The sequence below is a fragment of the Nostoc sp. DSM 114167 genome, from assembly GCF_052692655.1.
Genome location: NZ_CP195116.1, coordinates 2,341,311 through 2,364,638 on the forward strand (window position 1 = coordinate 2,341,311; position 23,328 = coordinate 2,364,638).

A 23,328-nucleotide genomic window follows, 5' to 3' on the forward strand; every position below is an offset into this window, starting at 1 on the left:
AGTAAAGTAGAAGTAAATGCAAATGTGCCAATAGTTATGTCCCAATCTACCCAGCTGCCGAAAACCAGTCAACTGAATGAACTTAGTACTCTGGAACTAGCTCAAGCCCTCATGGAAAGACTAAGCATTTCCCCTAACGATTGGCATCGCCTCAAGTCTAACCGCAATTCTCGCGCTAATGAACAAGTGGCAGCAGCGATTGTGTATCTTTTAAAGAATCAGCCACAAGAAGCTCAAGCTAGATTAGAACAGGCAATTGGTTGGTTAGATCGCTCCATTTCTGCCCCTCCCTGTCCAACTCACGGAAAAAGTTAGAAGTGATGAGTAAAATTAGGAGTGATAAGTGATGAGTTAAAAGTTTTAAATTATTAACTCCTAACTCCTAACTCCTAACTACCCTACCGCCGCAAAGATAATCCCCGGCGATTTTCCATTTGTTTACAAAGCCTTAATTCTGTGCCTTTACGGTTCCACTCTACCCGATCAAAAATTTGATGCAGAAGACATAAACCACGACCATTTTCCGATTCATCTGGTGGAAGATAGTCTGTTGGTTCTTCATTACTAGTAGATGAAGGAGTAAAGCCACTACCTTGGTCTGATATTATCCACCAATATTGATTATCGATTACGGAAAAACGAACTACAACTGTTTTACTCGGATCGAGATTATTACCATGTTTAGCTGCGTTTACTAGGGCTTCTTGAAGTCCTAGCCGCAGTTCTGCTTGTAATCTTGCTGGAATTTCTGCCAACAATAAGTCTAAGATGGGACAAAGGTAGAGGGTTGAGGCAAAACTAATAGTGCCCCAATAACGTCCAACTGGACGGAGTGAAATAGTAATCACAAGAGAAACCCCATAGCTTTCAGTTAGCTAGACATCAGTTTGCTATTACAGTCACCCTGATAAAACTTGAGGTGGTCATGCTGCCTTCAAACTTGCGTCTTTAAAACTAAATTTTGAAAATGCTAGGGAGCATTGGCTCTATAGTTCTGAATTGGGATTGTTTCGGTATATATCGGCTGGAATAAATTTGATAATGAACTCAGCAAATTAAAAATATGCTGTTAATTTTAGAGAGTATTGGCATACTCTAATTAGTTGCCGATTTATAATTCACACAATCTTCTTCATGTTTTTCAGAACCTATGCTACTTGAATTTATTTAAACAAAATGGATTTTTATTTTTCGCTTAATTCAATTTTAGCATCTTTAGTATGCACTACACTAAAAATTTCAAATTTCAGTTTTTTGAAGGAATTACTAACCTTGTCAACAATGTGATAGCACAAGAAAGGCGGCAGCTTCAACATGAGCAGTTTGAGGAAAAAAATCAGCAGGTTGCACCCGTGTGATGGTATATTGCCCATCTTGACAAAGCAATTTCAGGTCGCGGGCGAGGGTAGCTACTTTACAGCTGACGTAAACGATCCGAGATGGTTTCAATTGCCGTAAAGTATCTATGACTGCACGATCGCACCCCTTACGTGGCGGATCGAGTATTACTACTTCTGGTATTGTGCCCATTTGGGGAAGCAATTTCTCTACTGCCCCGACAAGGAAAGTCACATTATCAATTCCGTTGCGGTGGGCATTCAAAATTGCTTGTTCTACTGCTGCTGGTTGCACTTCTAATCCTGTAGCAATACGTACTTTTTTGGCAAGGGGTAAAGTTAAAGTCCCAATACCACAGTAGGCATCAACTAGGAACTCATGCCCTTGAAGATTGAGTTCTGATTGAATTACCTGCAATAGTGCCTCTGCCGTTTCTGTATACACTTGGAAAAATGTATCTGGGCGTACTTGAAATTCCAGTCCAGCAAAATATTCATGCAGGTGGGGGACTCCAGCAATGCAACGGGTTTCTGATCCAAAGATAGCATTTGTGCGATCGCCATTGCGATTGAGCGACACTCCCACTAAGTGCGGATAGCGCTTTAACCATTCCTGGGCTTGAGTTTCAATTCCTGATAAATTCCAGTCCTTTACCACCAAAGTCAGCAACATTTCCCCTGTGTGTCGGCCAATGCGTAAACCGAGATGGCGAATTTTTCCTTGGTGGCGGTGTTCGTCGTAAATTTGCCAACCTTGCTGTTGAATATCCTGCTTAACTTCGGCAAGTAAGGGATTTAATCGCGCATCTTGGACTGGACATTGATTTAAATTAATTAATTGGTGGCTACCTTTTTGATAGTAACCAGCTTGTACTTGTCCTGTTGCCGATAGCGAGAGAGGATATGTAGATTTATTACGGTAGCCGAAAGCAGAAGGGGCAGCAAGTACCGGATCTACCGGTGGTTGGATAAAACCACCAATGCGCTCCAAAGCTTGAATAACTTGATTTTGCTTGGCTACTAGCTGGTAATCATAATTAATATGCTGCCACTGGCAACCACCGCACTTATCCGCCACAATACAACTGGGCCGAACACGGTGGGGGGATGGTGACAATAGCTGTTGCAGCTTACCGTGGGCGTATTTTGGTTTAACGTGTACTAAACGGACAATAGCGCGATCGCCTGGGACGGTATCTGGGACAAACACTACACGCTCATCAGCACGTCCCACACCATCGCCTGTATCACTCAGATTAGCGATCGTCACTTCGATTAATTCACCCTGTTGCCAAATTATTTTTGTCATTGGTCATTAGTCATTAGTCATTGGTCATTGGGATTAGGGGAGAGGTAATAGGTGACAGATGACAGGGAATAATCTATACCCTGTAACCTGTCACCTATTCCTTTCTTCACTCTCCACTCTCCTGAAATAGATAAATTCAATACATAAGTAGCTCCTATCCCTTCACTTGTGTACCTCCAACTCGCTAAACTAACAGATAATATTTCAGGTGATTTCAATAATCATGACTGTAATTAGCCAAGTTATTCTCAAAGCCGACGACGAACTGCGTTATCCCAGCAGTGGCGAACTTAAAAATATCAAAGACTTTTTGCAAACCGGCGTACAACGGACGCGGATTGCGGCTACCTTAGCCGAAAACGAAAAGAAGATAGTTCAAGAAGCAACTAAACAACTGTGGCAGAAGCGTCCTGACTTTATCTCCCCTGGAGGTAATGCTTACGGTGAACGCCAACGCTCTCTATGTATCCGTGATTTTGGCTGGTACTTACGCCTAATTACTTATGGTGTACTTGCCGGTGATAAAGAGCCAATCGAAAAAATCGGTTTGATTGGTGTGCGGGAAATGTACAATTCATTGGGCGTTCCCGTGCCTGGAATGGTAGAAGCGATTAATTCCCTCAAAACAGCCTCTATTAGCTTACTGAGTGCGGAAGACGCAGCCGAAGCAGCGCCTTACTTTGATTACATCATTCAAGCGATGTCTTAAGACAAAGTGTGTGCTGGTTCTAGGAATATACTTTCGGTCTACTAGAGTGAGTGCGAGGTATTAGCACTCGATAGGCATAAGATCCCCAATTTGATCGTACCTTCCCCACATTTGGTAGTGGCTGTGGCAAAATCTCTGTCAAGTTACCAACCAGTTGTGGGGAAATTTTATGGATATGGGTATGGGCACTTGTACTGCCCTTCGCTACACTGAGGAACCGCGAACGAAAGTGCGTCTTGTAGAGAAGTATTGGGCATTTAACTAATGACTAATGACTAATGACTAAGGACAAATACAAAAAACCGACAGTCCTTGATTAAGGCTGTCGGCTATTAAGTGTGTTCCCTATTAATGACTCGGCTAGAGTTCAGTTGTCATTAATTATGCCTAGTTACCAATCGCTGGGAGACGATCCTAATCATCGATATGTGTGATTCTCGTCACTTGATTGTTACATCTAAACTGCATACACCCGAATAATCTCTGAGTGAGACTAGACTCACGTAAGTAAAGGAGCTAGAAATTTCACCAGGATTAAAAAATAAAGTTATTTTTAAAGATTAAAGCATTTTGTATGCTAATGATCTTCATCTTGTCTAGCTCATGGTCGGAATAATCCTGTTGAGTGCATTCTGAGGTTTTACTACCCTTGCATCCAAGAAACAAGTTTGCTTGTAATAAAGGCTGTATAAGCATCTACTGCCAAGATTTACCAAGATGGAAATACAAGTATTTAGTTAGAGTTTAAATTAAAGAGCGATCGCGCTTCAATCTACAGGAAGTAAAAGTGCGTAGCTTGCCGCCGTAGGCATTGTGTTTTGCAACATAATGAGTAAATCACAATAGGGCGATAAGCTAGAGTTAGCAAGAAAACTGATTCATAACTGGCAACGAACCTAGCTTGGGGTAACGATGGCAACAGAACAAAAGCACAGCACTTATTTATCAGAAGCCGAAAGCCGTTTGCGTCAACTTTCTATTGAAAAGTTGCGATTAGCAGTTGCGTTTCTGGCTTATTTGCAAGAAACAGAAGAAAACGAAGTTACTGAAAAAGTATTATTAAATATTCCTGATTTTGCCCAATCTTTCCGCGAGATTGAACAAAATGAAGACAAGTTAGAAAATACTGCCTCAAATCAGATTGCCTCAGATGAAGAAGTATGGCAGGCTTACTTAGCAGTTGAAAAAAAATGGGAAGAGGTATTCCTTCAGCTTGCAGACTCCTAAATTTCTCACTATTTCTCAAGTCTTAAATATTCACCAACGCCAAATTCAAAGATTTGGTGGAACATCAGGTGTTAGAGACGAAGGTTTGCTAGATTCAGCACTGGCACAAGCTCAAGCTACTTTCGGCGGTGAACTTCTCCATCCAACAATTCACGAGCAAGCAGCAGCGTACCTTTACCATTTAGCAATGAACCATCCGTTTATTGATGGCAATAAGCGTACCGCTTTCGCTGTTATGCTTACTTTTTTGAGCTTAAATGGCTACACTCTCAACCTATCTCAAGAGCAAGCTTACAACTTGGTGATTCAAGTAGTTCAGAAAGAAATATCCAAAGAAGAATTATCTACATTTCTGGAACTACACTTACAGGCAAGTAAATCGATAGAATAATGCTCTGTCCCCCCAGAGTGCATTACTTCCATGACTGCAACCTCAAAACCAGCCTTTTCCCCCCAAGAAATTGCGGCTGTTGGTATTAAACCAGAAGAATATGCAGAAATTGTCCGTCGGCTAGGCCGTCATCCCAACAAAGCTGAACTGGGAATGTTTGGCGTTATGTGGTCTGAGCATTGCTGTTACAAAAATTCTCGACCTTTACTCAAACAATTTCCCACCGATGGCCCCCGCATCTTGGTGGGGCCTGGTGAAAATGCTGGTGTTGTAGACTTGGGTGATGGACTCCAACTAGCTTTTAAGATTGAATCTCACAACCATCCCTCAGCAGTCGAACCCTTTCAAGGAGCTGCAACGGGAGTCGGAGGTATTCTCAGAGATATTTTTACAATGGGTGCGCGTCCCATTGCCCTATTAAACTCGTTACGCTTTGGTTCTTTAGAAGATGCCAAAACCCAACGACTGTTTAGCGGTGTGGTGGCAGGAATCTCTCATTATGGTAACTGTGTGGGAGTACCCACCGTTGGCGGCGAAGTTTACTTTGACTCTGCTTACTCTGGTAATCCTCTAGTGAACGTTATGGCATTGGGGTTGATGGAAACCTCAGAAATCGTCAAATCTGGAGCATCTGGTTTAGGCAACCCCGTGCTGTATGTTGGTTCCACCACTGGGCGCGACGGTATGGGAGGCGCGAGTTTTGCTAGTGCAGAATTGAGCGATCAATCCATAGACGATCGACCTGCTGTACAAGTGGGCGATCCCTTTTTAGAAAAGTCGTTGATTGAAGCTTGTCTGGAGGCGTTTAAGACGGGTGCAGTTGTCGCCGCCCAAGATATGGGAGCTGCGGGAATCACCTGTTCTACCTCAGAGATGGCGGCAAAAGGCGGTGTGGGAATTGAACTAGATTTAGATAAGATTCCCGTCAGAGAAATAGGGATGGTTCCTTATGAATATCTGCTTTCGGAATCTCAAGAACGAATGCTGTTTGTTGCTCATAAAGGGCGCGAGCAAGAATTAATTGACATTTTCCATCGGTGGGGACTTCAAGCCGTTGTTGCTGGGACAGTTATCGCCGATCCGATTGTGCGAATTCTCTTTCAGGGTGAAGTAGCAGCAGAAATTCCCGCTGAAGCTTTGGCGGAAAATACCCCACTGTATAATCGGGAGTTGTTGGCAGAAGCACCAGAATATGCGCGTCAAGCTTGGGAATGGACTGCTGACTCCCTACCTGCTTCCACAACTGCTGGAATAGAACTTCCAGGAGGACTGCAAAGTTGGAATGATATTCTCTTAACTTTGCTCGATACACCCACGATCGCTTCTAAAAACTGGGTATATCGTCAGTACGATCATCAGGTACAAAATAATACGTTAATGCTTCCAGGTGGTGCAGATGCGGCTGTTATCCGCTTGCGCCCGCTGGAAGAGGACAAGGGGACAAGGGGACAAGCAGACAAGGAAACCCTCAATGCCCAAAGCGGTGTGGCAGCAACGGTAGATTGCAATCCTCGTTATGTATATCTTGACCCCTACGAGGGAGCTAAGGCTGTGGTGGCTGAAGCTGCACGCAATCTTAGCTGTGTGGGTGCAGAACCTCTGGCGGTGACGGATAATCTGAATTTTGGCTCCCCAGAAAAACCCATTGGTTACTGGCAATTGGCAGAAGCTTGTCGCGGTTTGGCGGAAGGTTGCCGAGAATTGGCAACACCAGTCACGGGCGGAAATGTCTCTTTGTACAATGAAACTCTTGATTCTCAAGGCATCCCACAACCGATTTATCCCACTCCTGTTGTCGGAATGGTGGGCTTGATTCCTGATATCACCAAAATTTGTGGTCAAGGTTGGCAAGCATCCGGCGATGTGATTTATCTTCTGGGATTGCCTTTAGCATCTCAAATCAGTTTGGGAGCATCTGAGTATTTAGCCACCATCCACAATACTGTTGCCGGAAAACCACCACGGGTTGATTTTGACTTGGAACGCCGCGTCCAGAAAGTTTGTCGTGAAGGAATTCGTAATGGTTGGGTACGTTCAGCTCACGATTCTGCTGAGGGGGGAGTGGCGATCGCACTAGCCGAATGTTGTCTTGCTGGCAACCTTGGTGCTGAAATCAATTTAGAAATAGCACCTACACAGTTAAACCGCTTGGATGAGGTGTTGTTTGCCGAAGGTGGTGCCAGAATTTTAGTTTCTGTAGCATCAGCACAACAAGAAATTTGGGAATCATATTTACAGGAACATCTGAGTCAAGAATGGCAAAAACTGGGTGTAGTTGGTAATTTTGAGACGGGTTTGGGGGTTTTCACCACTGATAACCAAACCTTAATCAAAGTTAGTATCGAAGATATGAACGATCGCTATTTCCATGCGATCGCCAAACGTCTCGCCATCCATACCACTACTTCTGAAGAAGTTAGGAGTTGAAAGTGAGGAGTTAGGAATAAAATGCATAACTCCTAACCCCTCACTCCTAATTCCTCACTCTTTTATTAGCGTCTCTGAGCAAAATTAGGGTACTGTTTTAATGGATGGTTAAAGATTTGTTAAGAACTCCCCAGCCATCTATATAATCCCAGTGACTGACTACCAATTTGAGATTTTGAATTTTAGATTTTGGATTAGGGGCGTTGCTTCTAGTTCATATCTTGCTCTTACTGGGCAAAAAATCTGAAATAGCCATTCTTAAATCCCAAGCCGCATCTTTACTACGGTGCGATCGATCCAAAAAACGCTCTCTACAAGACGCTGCGCGTAGCTTGCAACTCTTACAGAGTACGCGGACTCGCTCTAAGCGAAGCCATGCCGTTGGCGCAGCCTCTCGTAGAGAAGGCTTTACGCTCCGCTATCGTCAATCGTTCGACTGAGCGTAGCTGAAGTCTCAAATCCAAAATTGATTGACCCCCCCATCAGGAGCAAAGCTAGCATGATTTCTATTCATTCTGTCACTTCGGATGAATACCCCGACCAGACCAACAACCCAATCAATAGTCATGAAAATCAGTCTGACAAGCCAGAAGAAGCTTGCGGTGTTTTTGGGATCTACGCCCCAGGAGAAAACGTTGCTAAACTGACCTACTTTGGATTGTATGCCCTCCAGCATCGGGGTCAAGAATCAGCTGGTATTGCCACCTTTGAGGGAACTCAAGTACATCTCCACAAAGATATGGGCTTGGTGTCTCAAGTTTTCAATGAATCTGTTTTGGATCAATTGCCCGGTAGTCTTGCTGTTGGTCACACTCGTTATTCCACCACAGGTTCTAGCCGCAAAGTTAATGCCCAACCCGCAGTACTAGAAACCCGTTTAGGTTCAATAGCGCTAGCACACAATGGTAATTTGGTCAATACCATACAACTACGTCAAGAGTTGCTTGAAAATAAATGTAACTTAGTCACCACAACAGACTCAGAAATGATCGCTTTTGCGATCGCCGAAGCCATAGATACGGGCGCTGATTGGCTAGAAGGTGGAATTCAGGCATTTCGACGTTGCCAAGGAGCCTTTAGTTTAGTTATTGGCACTCCCGTCGGCGTTATGGGTGTCCGCGACCCTAATGGAATCCGCCCCTTAGTAATCGGCACTTTGGCTGGTAATCCAGTCCGTTACGTTTTGGCTTCCGAGACTTGTGGTTTAGACATCATTGGAGCCGAATACCTACGAGACGTAGAACCAGGTGAATTAGTTTGGATTACAGAAGAAGGTTTAGCTTCTTATCATTGGAGTCAACTGTCCGAGCGGAAATTGTGTATCTTTGAAATGATTTACTTTGCTCGCCCTGATAGCGTCATGCACAACGAGAGTTTGTACAGCTATCGAATGCGATTAGGACACCAGTTAGCTAAAGAATCTTTTGTAGATGCCGATATTGTCTTTGGTGTTCCTGATTCTGGTATACCTGCTGCTATTGGATTTTCCCAAGCGTCTGGTGTCGCTTACGGCGAAGGACTGATTAAAAATCGCTATGTTGGGCGAACCTTCATTCAACCAACCCAAACCATGCGGGAATCGGGACTGAGGATGAAACTCAACCCCCTCAAAGATGTGCTGATAGGTAAACGAGTAATTATTGTAGACGATTCGATTGTACGGGGTACTACCAGCCGTAAATTAGTCAAAACCTTACGTGAAGCAGGTGCAGTAGAGGTACACATGCGAATTTCGTCTCCGCCTGTAACTCATCCCTGCTTCTATGGCATCGATACCGATTCTCAAGATCAGCTAATTGCTGCTACCAAGTCAGTAGCAGAAATTGCCAAGCAACTGGAAGTAGACAGCCTCGCCTATCTAAGTTGGGAAGGAATGCTAGAAGCGACACGAGAAGATACTAATAGTTTCTGTTCTGCCTGCTTTACCGGAGATTATCCCGTAACGATTCCTGAGCAAGTGAAACGTTCTAAGCTGATTTTAGAAAAGGTAGTGGTGTAACACAACCCCGCCAAAGCTACGGTGTACACACAAGTCTTTCTCACCCCCTCTAACTCCCCCTTGGTAAGGGGGAGAACCGGATTTCCCCCCTTGCAAAGGCAGGGCTGATTCATTCCCCAAAGAGCTTTAAAAATCAAAGGTTCTAGCGATTGAAAATTAGTTATTTTGTTACCGACGTGCCGATGAAACCAACTATTTTACTGATATTTCAGTACTTAAATGTTCATTTATTTGTCACGCTTACTTACAATTTTCTTGCTAACCATCTTGACAAATCCTGTTTGAAATGGAATGAATCAGCCCTGCTTGCAAAGGGGGGATTAAGGGGGGTAAATCCAAGGTTTGGGCTTAATTGACAGGATGTGTGTACACTGTAGCCCCGCAAACAAGGAGGGGATTAAGGAATGGGGTGTAAGATTAGGATTCTTCTGGGGATGATTCTGATTTTTCTGGCTTGAGTAAGGGGAAAGCGATCGCATCCCGAATACTGGCACAATCGGTTAATAACATCACCAAGCGATCGATCCCAATCCCTAAACCACCTGTAGGCGGCATACCGTATTCCAAAGCTGTCAGAAAGTCTTCATCTACACCTTGGGCTTCTAAGTCACCAGCAGCTTTCCGCGCCGCTTGTGCTTCTAAACGTTCTCTTTGATCGATAGGATCGGTAAGTTCTGAGAAGCTGTTCGCTGTTTCTCGCCCGACTATAAATAACTCAAATCTTTCCACCAAACCAGGTACAGAACGGTGGGGTTTTGCTAAGGGCGAAATTTCTACAGGGTAATCAATTACAAAGGTAGGTTGAATTAAATTAGCTTCTACTTTCTCTTCAAAGGCTAAATTTAATAACTTACCAATTGATTGAGCTTCATCTATACCAGGGATAGCAGCATTTTTACTTGCTGTTTTTGCTTCTTCCAAACTTTGGAACGAATTAAAATCCAAGCCTGTAAATTCTTTAACTAAATCGTGCATTGTCACCCGTCGCCAAGGTGGTGTTAAATCTATCGGTTCCCCTTGGTAGGTGATTTGCAATGTGCCGAGTACATCTTGTGCAACAGTAGTAATAATCCCTTCTGTCAGCGCCATCATATCGTTGTAGTCGGCGTAGGCTTGGTAAACTTCAATCGTCGTAAATTCGGGATTGTGTCGAGTCGAAATTCCCTCATTGCGGAAAATCCGTCCCAATTCAAACACCTTTTCAAAACCACCTACAATCAACCGTTTGAGATGGAGTTCTGTGGCAATTCGCAGATACAATTCCATTTCTAAAGTGTTGTGGTGGGTGATAAATGGACGTGCATCTGCACCCCCAGCTTCACTTTGCAAAACGGGCGTTTCAATTTCTAGAAAATCTCGTTCTTCTAAATAACGGCGAATCCCAGCAGTAATTTGAGCGCGACGGCGAAAAGTTTGCCGCACTTCTGGGTTTACAATCAAGTCAACGTAGCGCTGACGGTAGCGCTTGGCAACATCCGTTAATCCATGCCACTTGTCGGGTAGAGGCAACAGGGATTTAGTAAGGATAGTATATTGTTTAACGTAGACAGATAACTCGCCCTTTTCAGTCCGTTTAATAGTACCTTTAACTCCCAGGATATCGCCTGCATCTGTGAGTTGTTTTAAATGATTGAAGGCATCGGCATCAATATCTGCCATACCTTCTTGGATGCGATTTTTATCCAAATAAAGCTGAATCGTACCGGTTTCATCTTGCAAGGTGAAAAAAGCCAATTTACCAAAAACGCGACGCGCCATAATGCGTCCGGCTATGGCAACTTCCAAATCGACTTCTTCACCACTCGATAAATTGGCAAACTTTTCTTGCAACTGCGCTGCATGATGGGTGGATTCCCAACGATAGGCATAAGGGTTAGTCCCTAGCTGCTTGAGCTGTTCTACTTTCTCCAGCCTTGCGGCTCGGATATCTTCTTCCGACATGGTAACGAACTAAATAGGGCAAGATTAATTATAGATGCTGCCAAAGTTGAGAGTAAAAGATAATCGCCTAAAAGTGATGTGCGTAGGCGTAGCCCACTGTAGGTATCGCTAAAGGAAATACAATGACACAAACTAGAGTGCGCCTGTGGACTGTAAACGAATATCACCGGATGTTTGAAACGGGTATTATTACAGACGATGAGCGGGTAGAACTGATTAATGGGCAAGTTATCCCGATGAGCGCCAAAAATCCTCCCCATGCAGCGACAACGCTGTGTGCATCTGATTATCTCAAGCGACTGCTAGCAAAAGTTGCCCTAGTTCGGGTAAAAGATCCCATTCAGTTGAGCGAATACTCGGAACCTGAGCCAGATATTGCTGTTGTTCAGATTGATGGGCGAAAGTATATCGATCGTCATCCTGCACCGAATGAAATCTTTTTATTAATTGAGGTAGCGGATACAACACTAGAAGCAGACCGTAAACACAAAGCGCCTCTTTATGCGAAAGCAGGAATTAATGATTACTGGATTTTAGATGTGAATCAGCGTCAGGTTTATGTTTTTCGCGAACCAAGCTTGAAAGGTTACAATCTTGAATTTATTTTGCAGGAGGACGCAACATTATCCTTGATTGCATTTCCAGAAATTGAAGTTATGATTAATCAACTATTTCCATAAGTCTCTCAGACTGTGGGGTATAGGAATAATAAAAGTGGGATTCTAAGAATAAGTTGTACATCGCATTAATAATTAAAATAATTAAGTTAAATAAAGTAACATAGCATTTCCTAAATTAGTTGCTTCTATGTAGTAAACAATTATCTCTTTGCCGTATTTCTTGATCGAATTGGTATGAGACAGCTAAAATAAAAATTGCTGGCGATCGCTACTAAAAAATTATTAGGCGATCGCTTCTTTTAAGCCTTTAATTATGTCCTATTTTTAGCAAATGCCTAGATGAAATAGCCTTCATTTTCAAGTTAGTAAATTGTACGATCGCCTTTACAAAATCTTGCTGTTCTGGTTGCAAATTTAGTTTTTCTAGGGCTTGCTTGATATTATTACCAGCCCGGAGATTGTGATTAAGTTGGGCACGCTGGGCTGAGTTTAATACTGCCTCAATTTCCCTGTTTCTTCTCTGACGCACAGCCTGAAGTTCTTGCCGTTGTAGGGGAGTCAGGTTAATCTCCGGCGAGGTGGAGTAGCTTACAGTTTTAGTAGTTTGGGCGAAAATAATACCAGAAGTAGTATTGATTTGAAGGGGTGCAGCTAAGGCAATTCCCGGCATAAAGAGGACAAGAGCAAGAATATTAGCGAACACAGATAGCCGTTTTGTCAAGTAAATTGCCATATTGAGAAATATCTAGTACACTGCGGCGGAAGTTTGCTTACTTTAACAAGTTGCTCAAGTTCCAAAACCAGGAATTAAACGCTTGATGGCACGACCGGCAACGTCGCCATAGCGCAGTTCTCCACACAGAATCTTACCCATGATTTTCGCACCGGAAGGACGCTTAACACCAACTTTGTAGCCAATGCTAGGAAAGCGATAAAATGCCCCACCTAATTTTTGTGCCCAAGCCATTTCAGTACCCCATTCTTCATTAATGGCTTCGCTATATTTTTCTAAAGCATTGATATCACCAGAAAGAGCCTCATTTATGGCTCCTGCTGCAATCAAACCGCTAAAAATTGACGGACGAATGCCTTCTGCTGTCATGGGATCGACTACACAAGCAGCTTCCCCAGCTAAAACTGCATTTTGAGTATGCAACTTTTGGTTGCCATCCCACAAGCAAAGAGGATAACCATATTGTTTGCCAGTTTTGATATCTACATTAAACGATCGCGCGTACTCATCTAAAATTTTCTTAAAATCCTGGGGTTTGCCGCCGACAAATGTACCGACACCAATGGAATAACCGTCCGCCTTCGGGAAGTTCCAAATGTAGCCGTTTTTGACCAAGCCAAACTCGAAGTGAATTGTAGATTTATCCTTGACCTCCGCGGCCACTTCTGCTTCCAAAGCTCCTGCTAAACGGCGTTTACGGTCTTTGAAGCCTAGCCATTTTGCCATTGGCCCTTTGACACCATCAGCCGCGATTAAGTAGCGACCTGTAACTGAGCCATTAGTTGTGTTAACTTGCCAATAGTCACTTTGAAACTCAATACCCGTTACTTCCGTATTATCTCGTAGTTCAGCCCCTTGCTTTTGCCCTTGCTGCACTAGGAAATGGTCAAAAATATCTCGTCGTACCATCCAGACTGGTTCTTTGGTGGCGATTTTTGCTTCTACGGGGTCGCCCAAATTCCAGGTAAAGCGAAGGGAGTCGGCTTTTACAGAAATTACTGGGCTAAAATCAAAATCGAACCATTGAGCGATCGCTGGAGATACACCACCACCACAAGGTTTATATCTTGGCAGAGATTCTTTTTCCAACACTAATACTGAGCGACCTTGTTTGGCTAAATGATATGCAGCTGTTCCACCAGCTGGCCCTGCGCCGACGATGATGCAGTCGTACATATTGAATTTTTGCTCCAGAATTAGTTTATTTTCTATTGAGTAGGGGCAATTTATGAATTGTTCCTACTTTAATTATTCATGTCTACTTACTTACTCGATCAATTTTTCTAGGATTTATGCAATAACTTAAGAAATGATAAAGGCTGAAGAATTTATCCATTATCCTTCAGCCTTTATGCTTAAGACTTGAGACTTTAAACAGTCGTGATGTCTTTTTCTTTTTCTGCCAACAACGAGTCTATTTTGGCAGTGTACTCATTTGTCAGTTTTTGCAAGCTGTCTTGCTGGTCTTTTGATTCATCTTTGGAGATTTCAGAGGCTTTCTCCTGTTTGCGAATGGCGTCTATGGCATCGCGGCGAATGTTGCGAATAGCAACACGACCCTCTTCGGCATACTTGGATGCCATTTTGACGAATTCTTTACGGCGTTCGCTCGTTAAGGGCGGAATATTCAACCGGATTACAGAACCGTCGTTACTGGGTGTTAAACCCACATCTGAGAGGGAAATAGCCTTCTCAATGATGTTTAGGGTGTTGCGCTCGTAGGGTTGAATTAAGATCGTCGTAGCATCTGGCGTGCTAATATTTGCCAGTGATTTTAAGGAAGTAGGCGAACCGTAATAGTCCACCAAGACCTTATCTAATAGACTCGCATTGGCGCGACCAGTGCGAATCGAGTTAAAAGCTCGTTGAGTTGCCTCAACGGTTTTTTGCATCGTACTTTCAGCTTCAGCTAATTTCACAAGAACCTCCCACAAGGGTGCCGATGGATTCTCCCAAGACTGCTCGGTGGATATTTCCTCGCACCGTTAGGTCAAATACCAGAATTGGGATATTATTTTCTTTACACAAGGCGATCGCAGTACTATCCATCACCCGCAAATCTTGGGCTAAAACGTGCGCGTAGGTTAAGCTATTGTAACGCTTGGCGTCAGGATAAATATGAGGATCGGCATCATATACTCCATCTACTTTGGTGGCTTTAAAAATCACCTCAGCATCGATTTCTGCTGCTCTTAATGCCGCAGTCGTATCTGTAGTAAAAAAGGGATTTCCAGAACCAGCACCAAAAATTACCACCCGTCCTTTTTCAAGATGACGGATGGCACGACGACGGATATATGGTTCTGCTAATTCTTGCATAGCGATCGCGGTTTGCACCCGCGTCTGTACTCCTATGTGTTCTAGCGAATCTTGCAGCGTCATGGCATTCATTACCGTGGCAATCATCCCGATATAGTCAGCTGTTGCCCTGTCCATCCCCGCCGATGCTGCTTTGACGCCACGAAAAATATTGCCGCCGCCAACAACTATGGCGATTTGAGTACCAGTGGCTATCACTTCTGCTAATTCTTGTGCTATTCCTTTGACCACTTCTGGATCAATGCCATAGCCCATGTTTCCCATTAAGGCTTCACCGCTCAGTTTGAGTAAAACCCGTCGGTAATTCGTTCCCATGAAGTTACGCTTTATCAAAAAAGTTGCAATTGCCTCCAATTTAAGATAGCAGTTACAGGGACTATCTATGTCTAGTTACGCCAAATCAATGTAGTCCCAACTGGTTCTGTTTGTGGTATGGCTATTTCTTCACCTTTAAACAGAGAAGCGATCGCAGTTCTCAAATAATCCTCTCCCACTGATAATGGATCTTGGGGATGATTATCAATTTTACCTTTGTAACGGACTATACCATTAGTATCTATGAGAAAGGCTGTTGGTGTTTTTGTTGCACCGAAACTACCGGTCACATCTTGGGTTGAGTCCCACAGGTAGGGGAAGTTCAACTGGTGATGTCGGGCAAAAGCTTTCATATTTTCAAAGCTTGACCTAGTGTCGTAGTCAACATTACTACCATTGAGTCCAATTAGTGTGAAGCTTTTTGGGGCAAATTCGGCTTGAATGTTTTTTAATCTGCCTAAATACCGATCGACATAAGGGCAGTGGTTACACATAGAAATAACGCCGACTGCTCGGAACTTCTCAAGATAACGCCTGAGATGGTGTACTTGACCATCAATTCCTGGCAATTCAAAATCTGGTGCGTAGCTCCCAACGGGAGTATCAATTGTTTCTAGTAGATTCATGATTTCTGGCTCGCAGAACTAGGAACAAGAAAAATATTGTTAAATTCAGCGTCAGTTTCCAGTTGCAAACCACCCCTTAGCCGATGCCTCATATTCGCCAATCTTATAGACCAAATTTGCGATCGTAAATTGTGAAACTACTGAATCTAGCACTGATGCTAATTCACTCACATCTAAAAAATAGCCCAAATATTACTCATATTAGAAACGTTATGATTTTTAATACTGACATAATCTCAGTTATGAGTAAATTACCTCTATCAATAAGATGAAAACTCTTTAGACTGGATAAAACTATTAGCTTAGAAGCTTTTGTGGTATATGTATAAGCTATCACTAGAGCCAAGGATTTATTTTGAAAATCTGATAAATTTTCTGCAAATTCAAAACAATTTTATTTGTACCTTGCTACTAAAAAGCTTTTAGGATTCTTTACGTAAAATTTACCATGACAACCTCAAGTTCAAAAACAGCACTTAACTTTACAAAAACCTGGATTTGGCAAGATTTTCCGATATGTTACCAAACCCAAGGAACTACTGGACCAGCTGTTGTCCTGGTTCATGGATTTGGTGCTTCTTGGTGGCATTGGCGAAAAAATATTCCCGTATTAGCGGAAAATTGCCGAGTTTTTGCTATTGATTTGATTGGTTTTGGTGGTTCCGCAAAACCTCAACCTGGTGAAAAAATTACCTACACATTAGAAACTTGGGGACAGCAAGTAGCAGATTTTTGCCGTGAAGTTGTCGGTGAGCCAGCTTTTTTAGTCGGAAATTCCATTGGCTGTATTGTCGCCATGCAAGCAGCAGCCAGCAACCCAGATATTGCCTTAGGAGTTGCTTTGCTCAACTGTTCTTTACGGCTGTTGCACGATCGCAAACGGGTAACTTTACCTTTATCTCGTCGTTATGGAGCGCCTTTACTGCAACGCCTGTTATCTATCAAACCAGTTGGTAATTTCTTTTTCAATCAACTCGCCAAACCAAAAACAGTACGGAAGATTCTTCTACAGGCATACTCGAATCCTGAGATGGTGACAGATGAGTTGGTGGATATTCTCATGTCACCAGCAAGCGATCCGGGGGCTGGGGCTGTGTTCCTTGCCTTTACTTCTTATTCTACAGGGCCATTACCAGAAGACCTTTTACCACTGTTACAGTGTCCAGCGATTATCTTATGGGGAACAGCCGATCCGTGGGAACCAATTAAGTTAGGGAGAAAATTAGCTAACTTTCCGCAAGTAGAAAAGTTTATTCCTTTAGAGGGAGTGGGGCATTGTCCGCAGGATGAAGCGCCGGAGTTAGTCAATCCGATTTTACTCGATTGGATTTTGGAGCGATCGCGGTAATAGACTCGGCTCAATTTTCACGTAATGGATGGTATTGAATATATTCAAAAAGATTTATTTTTTGTTGATTGAGCCGATACAAAAAATTGGCGGTTGACTGTGAATAAACTTGAAAATTTGACAGGAATAGACTTCTTTTCAAATATTCCTGAAGATATTCAAGAACATATTGAAGATTATTTGAGTCCTGTTCCAATACCAATCACTTCATTTCTCCTAGCCGATACAGAATCATTAGCTTACTCACTCAGTATCAAGGAACTCAGTTCTAACAGTACCATCTGGCATGATAGTGTTGCATAAAGTCAGGTATCTGACATTACCAGTAAGACTACCACCAGTCAAATCGGCATTAGTCAAGTCAGCTCCATACAATATGACGGAACTAAGATGGGCACTACGCAGATTGGCATTGATTAGTTTAGCACCTTCGAGATCAGTACAATCAAAATCCGCATCCCTCAAATCAGCATTAGTCAGGTTAGCAGAAGTCAAAGTAGCACGTCCCAGATAAGCACTACTGAGATTAGCACCACTCAAGTTGACGCATATCATGTTGGTTCTAGTCAAATTAGCACTACTCAAATTAATGCCGCTAAGATTATTCCTAGTGGGGTCATATTCATCAAGTCTAGCAATGTTAAGGTTGACATAGCTCAAGTCAACACCAGAGAAATCTCTCTCCCCAGAAGCATAGCGCCTGTACAACTCTTCAGCATCCATAACCCAACCCTCACATTAACTAATACATATACTTTTTATTTCTTTCTTTGTGTACTTTGCGCCCTTTGCGGTTCGTTCCTCATCTGATTTGGAGCATCTTTATACAGAATTGGTATTACCCGTATTGGAATCAGATGAGAAGCCCTATATTTATTGACTAACAATAAATTTTTGGCATTATCTCTTGTTTGCTCAATTAGGAATAGTACTCAAGGCAATTACTAATTCAAAACTAACTGACTTAAAAAGAAGGCAAGGGCTGCACTGCCCAAAGGAACTGTCAAATTGTCAATACCCAAAAATGAAACAGCTTCTAAAGCAGTAGCTATAACTGCTACCACAAGTGATACTGCCCAAGTTTGCCAACTGTTTCCTTGAGTTCCAACTAAAATCAAACTACTGACGACATAGCTAACGAGCATCATAGTTAGGGAGCCTTCCCAACTTTTTTCTATCCCAAAAACTTTATACTTGTGTGTACCAAAACGTTGCCCAATTAAAGCTGCAAATCCATCTCCCCAAGTCATAATCAAAATTCCTAGTGCTGCGTATTGAGGTTGTTGCAAATACCAGAACCAGGCGACTAAAATACCAAAACTGACAGAGTAGAAAAATGTCCCTAAGCTTTGCCGTCCAACGCTATTAATACCAGGAAGAATTGGTAATCGGTAGGATAATAAGGTGATTGCACTCGCTAAAATAGAAGCTGTAATCCCTACACTGGCGGGAATATCTAGCCACCAAGCGATTAAAATCACATTACCAGTGCCAATATGAACTATCTTCCGCACGATTTCTGGCTCGTCGGCGAAGCGGTTTACCACCCATGCAATCAGGAGGATGAGTAAAACCCAAATTGCAGCCGACGCAATTTGCAGCCAGAAAACCGGAATTGAGGTGAAGTCAGAAAATGTAATTAACAAAGATGCGACAAATGAAAAGTTTTACCCTTGTTACTAATTTATAAGATTTGGGTAGCTGCAATGAAATTATTATTTATTTGGCTGATTCGGGGCTACCGAATGTTTATCTCGCCGTTGTTTCTCCCGACTTGTCGCTTTCAACCAACTTGTTCGATGTATGCTATTGAAGCTATTGAACGATTCGGAGTATTACGTGGTAGCTGGATGGCAACTCGGCGGATTTTGCGCTGTCATCCGTTTCATCCAGGTGGTTACGATCCAGTGCCAGAGGTGGTAGAAAAGGTGAAGGAGGAGTAGTTTGAGGATTAGAGTTTAAACGCAAAGGGGCGCGGAGGGAAGCGCGGAGGGACGCAGAGAATGAGAAGAGGGGTAGATTATTAAATGAAGTGTTTGTGGGTATAGCTATTTGGGGAGATGTCAACAGTTGAGGTTGTCATCTAGCGTGGGGAGGTTGAATAATTTAATTTGGACTTACGATGATTAAGCCTACTGCGATTTCTATACCCGAACCACAAATTCCTACTCCTGGCCCGAGTCCGCTACCTAGTCCCAATCCTGAGCCGAATCCGTTACCTAGTCCCGAACCAGTACCGGGGCCAGCGATTCCTCAACCGTTACCGGGGCCTGTACCAGAACCAGTACCTGCTCCCATTCCTCAGACGGTTCCAGGGACAATTCCCCAAACCATACCGGAACCTGTTTAGATTACCTTGGTAATGTAATCCAAAATCTCAAATCTAAAATCCAAAATGCTAAGAGCCGGAATTGTCGGACTTCCCAACGTCGGAAAATCTACTTTATTTAATGCTGTAGTTGCTAATGCTAAAGCAGAAGCGGCTAACTTCCCTTTTTGCACGATTGAACCGAATGTCGGCGTTGTCGCAGTACCGGATGAACGGTTAAATGTTCTTGCTAAAATTGCCAGTTCGGCACAAATCATCCCGGCGCGGGTTGAATTTGTGGATATTGCCGGTTTAGTTAAAGGTGCTAGTCAGGGTGAGGGACTAGGAAATCAATTCCTGTCCCACATCCGGGAAGTTGATGCGATCGTCCATGTGGTACGTTGTTTTGAGAATGATGATATTATCCACGTTGCTGGTTCTGTTGACCCAGCACGAGATATTGAAATCATTAATCTAGAGTTGGGTTTATCAGATTTAGCACAAATTGAGCGGCGAATTGACCGCACTCGTAAACTAGCTCGTACCAGCAAAGATGCACAGTTTGAAATCACAGTCTTAGAAAAATTAGCTGCGGCTTTAAATGAAGGGAAATCGGTGCGTCAGGTAAGCTTGAATGAAGAGGAAGAAGTAATTATTAAAGGGCTAGATTTGCTCACTTATAAACCGATTATCTACGCCGCGAATGTATCTGAGGATGAGTTGGCAACTGGTAATCATTTTGTGGAAACAGTACGGCAAATTGCAGCGACAGAAAATGCTCAAGTTGTGATAGTTTCGGCTCAAGTTGAAGCTGAATTAGTGGAATTACCAGAAGAAGATAAAGCTGATTTTCTGGCGTCTTTAGGCGTAGAAGAAGGCGGTTTGAAATCGTTGATTCGGGCAACTTACACGCTTCTAGGCTTACGGACATATTTTACTTGCGGCCCCAAAGAAACCCGCGCTTGGACAATTAATGCCGGAATGTCTGCACCTCAAGCTGCTGGTGTAATCCACAGTGATTTTGAGCGGGGATTTATTCGCGCCGAAACTGTTGCTTATAAAGATTTGGTAACAACTGGTTCGATGAATGCGGCGAAGGAAAAAGGGTTGGTTCGCAGTGAAGGCAAAGAGTATGTTGTGCAGGAAGGGGATGTAATGTTGTTCCGATTTAATGTGTAGATGTAATTAATGAGTGGCCGTTATCGATAAGATAATGGTCTACTTACACTAAGTTGCGTAGGCTTTACCCGCCGTAGGCATCGCCATAAATAAATTGACAAATATTCTCTAATGTGGATAAAAATATGCAAGGCGATCGCAAATAAACCAGCAATCCTCAAAATCTAGTAGCTACTTCCACCCACAATACAGCCAAGCTGTGAGTATTTTGTTGTAATCCAAAATACTAGTATACTTACGTAAGTATTTGATTCATGATAGTACTTTCTGCAAAGAAAGCAATAATTCATTGACAGTATAGGGCTTTGACAAAAACGTATTGACACCAATAGCTGCTACTGCACTGAGCTTCTTGTCGGACATAAGTCCACTGCTGGCAATAATTTTGACTTGGGGGTTGATTTTTTGCAAGGTACGTATGGCTGTTAAACCATCCAGTGAGGGCAGCATAATATCCATGAGGACGGCACTAATTTTGTCTCTATTTTGAGCATATAGCGCGATCGCCTCAATGCCATCACTGGCAACTAAGATTTTGTAGTTGTGAGCTTCTAGTGATGTTATCGTAATCTCTTGAATGGCTGCTTCATCATCCACAACTAAAATCAATTCTCCATGTCCTGTCTGTGGTGGCAAATCTTCGGGGCTAATTGTTTCTATTCCGCCCACTGCTGGCAAGTAAACCTGAAAGCTAGTGACACTTTCCGGTTCACTATACACGTTCACAAAACCTCCGTGACTTTTAACGATCCCCAATACTGTGGAAAGTCCTAAACCAGTGCCTTGTCCGACATCTTTTGTAGTAAAGAATGGCTCGAAAATTCTATCTAGCATTTGTTTTGGAATCCCAACTCCAGTATCGGAGACAGTAATCACTATGTAAGGCCCCTCTTTAGCTTCTAGGTTCATGCGGGCATAATTTGCGTCAATCAACATATTTTCAGCAGAGATACTCAAAGTACCACCGTTGGACATAGCATCGCGGGCGTTAACGCAGAGGTTCATCAGCACTTGATGCAGTTGAGTACTATCTCCAGAAACCATCCACAAATCTTGCGGTACATTAGTGCTGATTTCTATCGATTTGGGAAAGGTCTCTTTCAGAATCTTGGCAATTTCTACAATTATATGTTTGAGTTGCAAAGTTATGTGCTTCCCTTCTACACCCCGCGCAAAGGATAGTACCTGTTTGACTAAATCAGCACCGCGTCTAGCGTTAATTTCTAAAATTTCTAGAAGATGACGAGTCCGCTCATCTACATTGGGAAATTTCAGCGGTAGCAGTTGCGCTCCTGCCAAAATCGGTGTCAGGATGTTGTTGAGGTCGTGAGCGATACCACTAGCTAAAGTGCCAATACTTTCCAAGCGTTGAGCGCGAAATAATTGGGCTTCTAGATGCTTTTTCTCGGTAATATCTGTGTCAACGGTGAGAATTGATTTTGGTTTTCCTTGTTCATCGCATACCAGAGTCCAGCGACTAGCCACAAGGACTTCTTTGTTCATTTTAGTAAGTTTTGTTAACTCTCCCTGCCACTTACCTTGACTAATAGCTTGCAATAGAGCCGCTTCAATTTCCGGTGAAGGTTCGTCATCCAAAAGTTCACTAGCATTTTTACCGCAAGCCTCTGTAGCTTGCCAGCCGTAAAGTGTTTCTGCGCCTTTGTTCCAGAAGATAATTTGATTGTTTAAATCTCGGACGCAAATGGCATCTGTGGTGACATCTAGTAATGCTGCTTGTTCGCGAATTTTTTCTTCTGCTAGCTTGCGATCGCGTAGCGCAGCTTGTCGTTCGCTAATATCTATCCTGGCGCATGTCACCCCGATAATTTCTTGGGTTTCATTCCGTAGTGGCTCGACAGTTAAATCGTAATATCGCGTTGTATCTTTGATGGTAATTGATACTTCCTTTCGCGTTCCGATGCCTGTAGTCAGCACTCCACGTTTAATTGCGATCAGATGTTGAGCATCTTCTACTGGGATGATATCTAAGTCTTGCTTGCCCAATATTTTCTCAACTGTCAATCCAGATGGGGGATTGTAAACCCAGGTGTACCGTAAATCTTTATCCTGGTTGTAGACAAAAATTGGAGAGTTTTTGAGAGCAACCCGAAATCGCTCCTCACTCTGCCGTAGTGCGTTGTCTGCCCGTTGACGTTCAATGGCATAACGCATAGATCGCACCAGCAAGTCACCAGTTACTTGTCCTTTCACTAAATAATCTTGCGCTCCTTGTTGCATTGCGCTAGTTGCTAGGGTTTCATCATTTATACCCGTCAGCACAATGATTGGAGTTGCTTTTGCCTGATTGTGAGCAATGACAAAGGTTTGTAATCCCTGGCTATCTGGCAGCGAGAGGTCTAATAAAATCACATCAAAAGTTTCGTTTGTTAGGTAGTTGACTGCTTCATAAAGCCGTTCAACGGGCATCAACTCAACTACAACTGCGATCACTTCCTTAAATAACTCTTGTAACAATAAGACATCACCAGGGTTGTCTTCTACTAACAAAACTTTAATAATATTTTCACCTGCCATTTCCA

General features: G+C 43.0%; 22 protein-coding genes. 11 read left to right on the forward strand and 11 right to left on the reverse strand.

Translation table 11 applies throughout. The features are described from left to right. The first annotated feature begins 36 nt into the window (after window positions 1-36). Window positions 37-315 carry a DUF6439 family protein gene (locus tag NSTC731_RS10035; RefSeq protein ID WP_094328229.1) on the forward strand — a complete coding sequence of 93 codons (279 nt, stop codon included), beginning with the start codon at window positions 37-39 and terminating at the stop codon, window positions 313-315. An 83-nt stretch (window positions 316-398) separates the two neighbouring features. On the opposite strand, the gene NSTC731_RS10040 is transcribed toward NSTC731_RS10035, so the two are convergent. Together NSTC731_RS10040 and rlmD are read right to left on the reverse strand one after the other, a co-directional pair. Beyond that, window positions 399-848 carry an ATP-binding protein gene (locus NSTC731_RS10040; protein ID WP_322669713.1) on the reverse strand — a complete coding sequence of 150 codons (450 nt, stop codon included), beginning with the start codon at window positions 846-848 and terminating at the stop codon, window positions 399-401. 427 nt (window positions 849-1,275) lie between these two features. Then, window positions 1,276-2,646 carry a 23S rRNA (uracil(1939)-C(5))-methyltransferase RlmD gene (gene rlmD, locus NSTC731_RS10045; protein ID WP_445630681.1) on the reverse strand — a complete coding sequence of 457 codons (1,371 nt, stop codon included), beginning with the start codon at window positions 2,644-2,646 and terminating at the stop codon, window positions 1,276-1,278. 223 nt (window positions 2,647-2,869) lie between these two features. Here rlmD and NSTC731_RS10050 point away from each other — a divergent pair, with 223 nt between their 5' ends. The 5 genes from NSTC731_RS10050 (at window position 2,870) to purF (ending at window position 9,399) form a co-directional block, all read left to right on the forward strand. Continuing rightward, window positions 2,870-3,355: an allophycocyanin gene (locus NSTC731_RS10050; protein ID WP_445630682.1), complete on the forward strand. Its 486-nt coding sequence runs from the start codon at window positions 2,870-2,872 to the stop codon at window positions 3,353-3,355. A 912-nt stretch (window positions 3,356-4,267) separates the two neighbouring features. Further along, window positions 4,268-4,582: a hypothetical protein gene (locus NSTC731_RS10055; RefSeq protein WP_445630683.1), complete on the forward strand. Its 315-nt coding sequence runs from the start codon at window positions 4,268-4,270 to the stop codon at window positions 4,580-4,582. Next, window positions 4,569-4,973, forward strand: coding sequence for a type II toxin-antitoxin system death-on-curing family toxin (locus NSTC731_RS10060; RefSeq protein WP_445630684.1), 405 nt, complete (start codon window positions 4,569-4,571; stop codon window positions 4,971-4,973). The genes NSTC731_RS10055 and NSTC731_RS10060 overlap by 14 nt, the downstream gene beginning before the upstream one ends. A gap of 30 nt (window positions 4,974-5,003) precedes the next feature. Beyond that, window positions 5,004-7,400, forward strand: coding sequence for a phosphoribosylformylglycinamidine synthase subunit PurL (purL, locus tag NSTC731_RS10065; RefSeq protein WP_445630685.1), 2,397 nt, complete (start codon window positions 5,004-5,006; stop codon window positions 7,398-7,400). A 499-nt stretch (window positions 7,401-7,899) separates the two neighbouring features. Continuing rightward, window positions 7,900-9,399 carry an amidophosphoribosyltransferase gene (gene purF / locus NSTC731_RS10070; protein WP_445630686.1) on the forward strand — a complete coding sequence of 500 codons (1,500 nt, stop codon included), beginning with the start codon at window positions 7,900-7,902 and terminating at the stop codon, window positions 9,397-9,399. 417 nt (window positions 9,400-9,816) lie between these two features. On the opposite strand, the gene lysS is transcribed toward purF, so the two are convergent. After that, window positions 9,817-11,340 carry a lysine--tRNA ligase gene (gene lysS, locus NSTC731_RS10075; RefSeq protein ID WP_445630687.1) on the reverse strand — a complete coding sequence of 508 codons (1,524 nt, stop codon included), beginning with the start codon at window positions 11,338-11,340 and terminating at the stop codon, window positions 9,817-9,819. A 122-nt stretch (window positions 11,341-11,462) separates the two neighbouring features. On the opposite strand from lysS, the gene NSTC731_RS10080 reads away from it, so the two are divergent. Next, window positions 11,463-12,020 (forward strand): Uma2 family endonuclease, encoded by a 558-nt coding sequence (locus NSTC731_RS10080; protein WP_445630688.1) that lies wholly within the window; start codon window positions 11,463-11,465, stop codon window positions 12,018-12,020. A 247-nt stretch (window positions 12,021-12,267) separates the two neighbouring features. Here the strand turns inward: NSTC731_RS10080 and NSTC731_RS10085 are convergent, their stop codons facing one another. From NSTC731_RS10085 to NSTC731_RS10105, 5 genes are all read right to left on the reverse strand, one after another. Next, window positions 12,268-12,693: a hypothetical protein gene (locus NSTC731_RS10085; RefSeq protein WP_445630689.1), complete on the reverse strand. Its 426-nt coding sequence runs from the start codon at window positions 12,691-12,693 to the stop codon at window positions 12,268-12,270. A gap of 54 nt (window positions 12,694-12,747) precedes the next feature. After that, window positions 12,748-13,869 carry a geranylgeranyl reductase family protein gene (locus NSTC731_RS10090; protein WP_445630690.1) on the reverse strand — a complete coding sequence of 374 codons (1,122 nt, stop codon included), beginning with the start codon at window positions 13,867-13,869 and terminating at the stop codon, window positions 12,748-12,750. Between the two features lie 194 nt (window positions 13,870-14,063). After that, the gene (gene frr / locus NSTC731_RS10095; RefSeq protein ID WP_445630691.1) at window positions 14,064-14,612 is read right to left on the reverse strand and encodes a ribosome recycling factor; all 549 of its coding nucleotides are present in this window, start codon (window positions 14,610-14,612) and stop codon (window positions 14,064-14,066) included. Then, window positions 14,599-15,327: a UMP kinase gene (gene pyrH / locus NSTC731_RS10100; RefSeq protein WP_322669722.1), complete on the reverse strand. Its 729-nt coding sequence runs from the start codon at window positions 15,325-15,327 to the stop codon at window positions 14,599-14,601. Before pyrH ends, frr begins: the two co-directional genes overlap by 14 nt. A 71-nt stretch (window positions 15,328-15,398) precedes the next feature. Then, entirely contained in the window at window positions 15,399-15,953 is a 555-nt protein-coding gene (locus NSTC731_RS10105; protein ID WP_445630692.1) for a thioredoxin family protein, read from the reverse strand. Between the two features lie 448 nt (window positions 15,954-16,401). Here NSTC731_RS10105 and NSTC731_RS10110 point away from each other — a divergent pair, with 448 nt between their 5' ends. Next, window positions 16,402-17,301 (forward strand): alpha/beta fold hydrolase, encoded by a 900-nt coding sequence (locus tag NSTC731_RS10110; protein WP_445630693.1) that lies wholly within the window; start codon window positions 16,402-16,404, stop codon window positions 17,299-17,301. A gap of 243 nt (window positions 17,302-17,544) precedes the next feature. Here NSTC731_RS10110 and NSTC731_RS10115 read toward each other — a convergent pair whose 3' ends face one another. Continuing rightward, complete coding sequence (locus NSTC731_RS10115; protein ID WP_445630694.1) at window positions 17,545-18,024, reverse strand: pentapeptide repeat-containing protein; 480 nt, start codon at window positions 18,022-18,024, stop codon at window positions 17,545-17,547. A 221-nt stretch (window positions 18,025-18,245) separates the two neighbouring features. Further along, the gene (locus NSTC731_RS10120) at window positions 18,246-18,947 is read right to left on the reverse strand and encodes a diacylglycerol/polyprenol kinase family protein (RefSeq protein WP_445630695.1); all 702 of its coding nucleotides are present in this window, start codon (window positions 18,945-18,947) and stop codon (window positions 18,246-18,248) included. A 60-nt stretch (window positions 18,948-19,007) separates the two neighbouring features. Here NSTC731_RS10120 and yidD point away from each other — a divergent pair, with 60 nt between their 5' ends. From yidD to ychF, 3 genes are all read left to right on the forward strand, one after another. Further along, window positions 19,008-19,244 carry a membrane protein insertion efficiency factor YidD gene (gene yidD / locus NSTC731_RS10125; protein ID WP_012412579.1) on the forward strand — a complete coding sequence of 79 codons (237 nt, stop codon included), beginning with the start codon at window positions 19,008-19,010 and terminating at the stop codon, window positions 19,242-19,244. A 179-nt stretch (window positions 19,245-19,423) separates the two neighbouring features. Continuing rightward, complete coding sequence (locus tag NSTC731_RS10130; protein WP_445630696.1) at window positions 19,424-19,651, forward strand: hypothetical protein; 228 nt, start codon at window positions 19,424-19,426, stop codon at window positions 19,649-19,651. A 45-nt stretch (window positions 19,652-19,696) separates the two neighbouring features. After that, on the forward strand, window positions 19,697-20,788 hold the full coding sequence (gene ychF / locus NSTC731_RS10135) for a redox-regulated ATPase YchF (protein WP_445630697.1): 1,092 nt from the start codon (window positions 19,697-19,699) through the stop codon (window positions 20,786-20,788). 252 nt (window positions 20,789-21,040) lie between these two features. On the opposite strand, the gene NSTC731_RS10140 is transcribed toward ychF, so the two are convergent. Continuing rightward, window positions 21,041-23,323, reverse strand: a complete 2,283-nt coding sequence (locus NSTC731_RS10140) for a response regulator (protein ID WP_445632055.1) — start codon at window positions 23,321-23,323, stop codon at window positions 21,041-21,043. Window positions 23,324-23,328 lie beyond the last annotated feature (5 nt).

Bases quoted from the DNA above. Each gene is read 5' to 3' on its own strand.
- NSTC731_RS10035 (WP_094328229.1), top strand. From the start codon at position 37: ATGTCCCAATCTACCCAGCTGCCGAAAACCAGTCAACTGAATGAACTT.
- rlmD (WP_445630681.1), bottom strand. From the start codon at position 2,646: ATGACAAAAATAATTTGGCAACAGGGTGAATTAATCGAAGTGACGATC.
- NSTC731_RS10050 (WP_445630682.1), top strand. From the start codon at position 2,870: ATGACTGTAATTAGCCAAGTTATTCTCAAAGCCGACGACGAACTGCGT.
- NSTC731_RS10055 (WP_445630683.1), top strand. From the start codon at position 4,268: ATGGCAACAGAACAAAAGCACAGCACTTATTTATCAGAAGCCGAAAGC.
- purL (WP_445630685.1), top strand. From the start codon at position 5,004: ATGACTGCAACCTCAAAACCAGCCTTTTCCCCCCAAGAAATTGCGGCT.
- purF (WP_445630686.1), top strand. From the start codon at position 7,900: ATGATTTCTATTCATTCTGTCACTTCGGATGAATACCCCGACCAGACC.
- lysS (WP_445630687.1), bottom strand. From the start codon at position 11,340: ATGTCGGAAGAAGATATCCGAGCCGCAAGGCTGGAGAAAGTAGAACAG.
- NSTC731_RS10080 (WP_445630688.1), top strand. From the start codon at position 11,463: ATGACACAAACTAGAGTGCGCCTGTGGACTGTAAACGAATATCACCGG.
- NSTC731_RS10085 (WP_445630689.1), bottom strand. From the start codon at position 12,693: ATGGCAATTTACTTGACAAAACGGCTATCTGTGTTCGCTAATATTCTT.
- NSTC731_RS10090 (WP_445630690.1), bottom strand. From the start codon at position 13,869: ATGTACGACTGCATCATCGTCGGCGCAGGGCCAGCTGGTGGAACAGCT.
- pyrH (WP_322669722.1), bottom strand. From the start codon at position 15,327: ATGGGAACGAATTACCGACGGGTTTTACTCAAACTGAGCGGTGAAGCC.
- NSTC731_RS10105 (WP_445630692.1), bottom strand. From the start codon at position 15,953: ATGAATCTACTAGAAACAATTGATACTCCCGTTGGGAGCTACGCACCA.
- NSTC731_RS10110 (WP_445630693.1), top strand. From the start codon at position 16,402: ATGACAACCTCAAGTTCAAAAACAGCACTTAACTTTACAAAAACCTGG.
- NSTC731_RS10115 (WP_445630694.1), bottom strand. From the start codon at position 18,024: ATGGATGCTGAAGAGTTGTACAGGCGCTATGCTTCTGGGGAGAGAGAT.
- yidD (WP_012412579.1), top strand. From the start codon at position 19,008: ATGAAATTATTATTTATTTGGCTGATTCGGGGCTACCGAATGTTTATC.
- NSTC731_RS10130 (WP_445630696.1), top strand. From the start codon at position 19,424: ATGATTAAGCCTACTGCGATTTCTATACCCGAACCACAAATTCCTACT.
- ychF (WP_445630697.1), top strand. From the start codon at position 19,697: ATGCTAAGAGCCGGAATTGTCGGACTTCCCAACGTCGGAAAATCTACT.
- NSTC731_RS10140 (WP_445632055.1), bottom strand. From the start codon at position 23,323: ATGGCAGGTGAAAATATTATTAAAGTTTTGTTAGTAGAAGACAACCCT.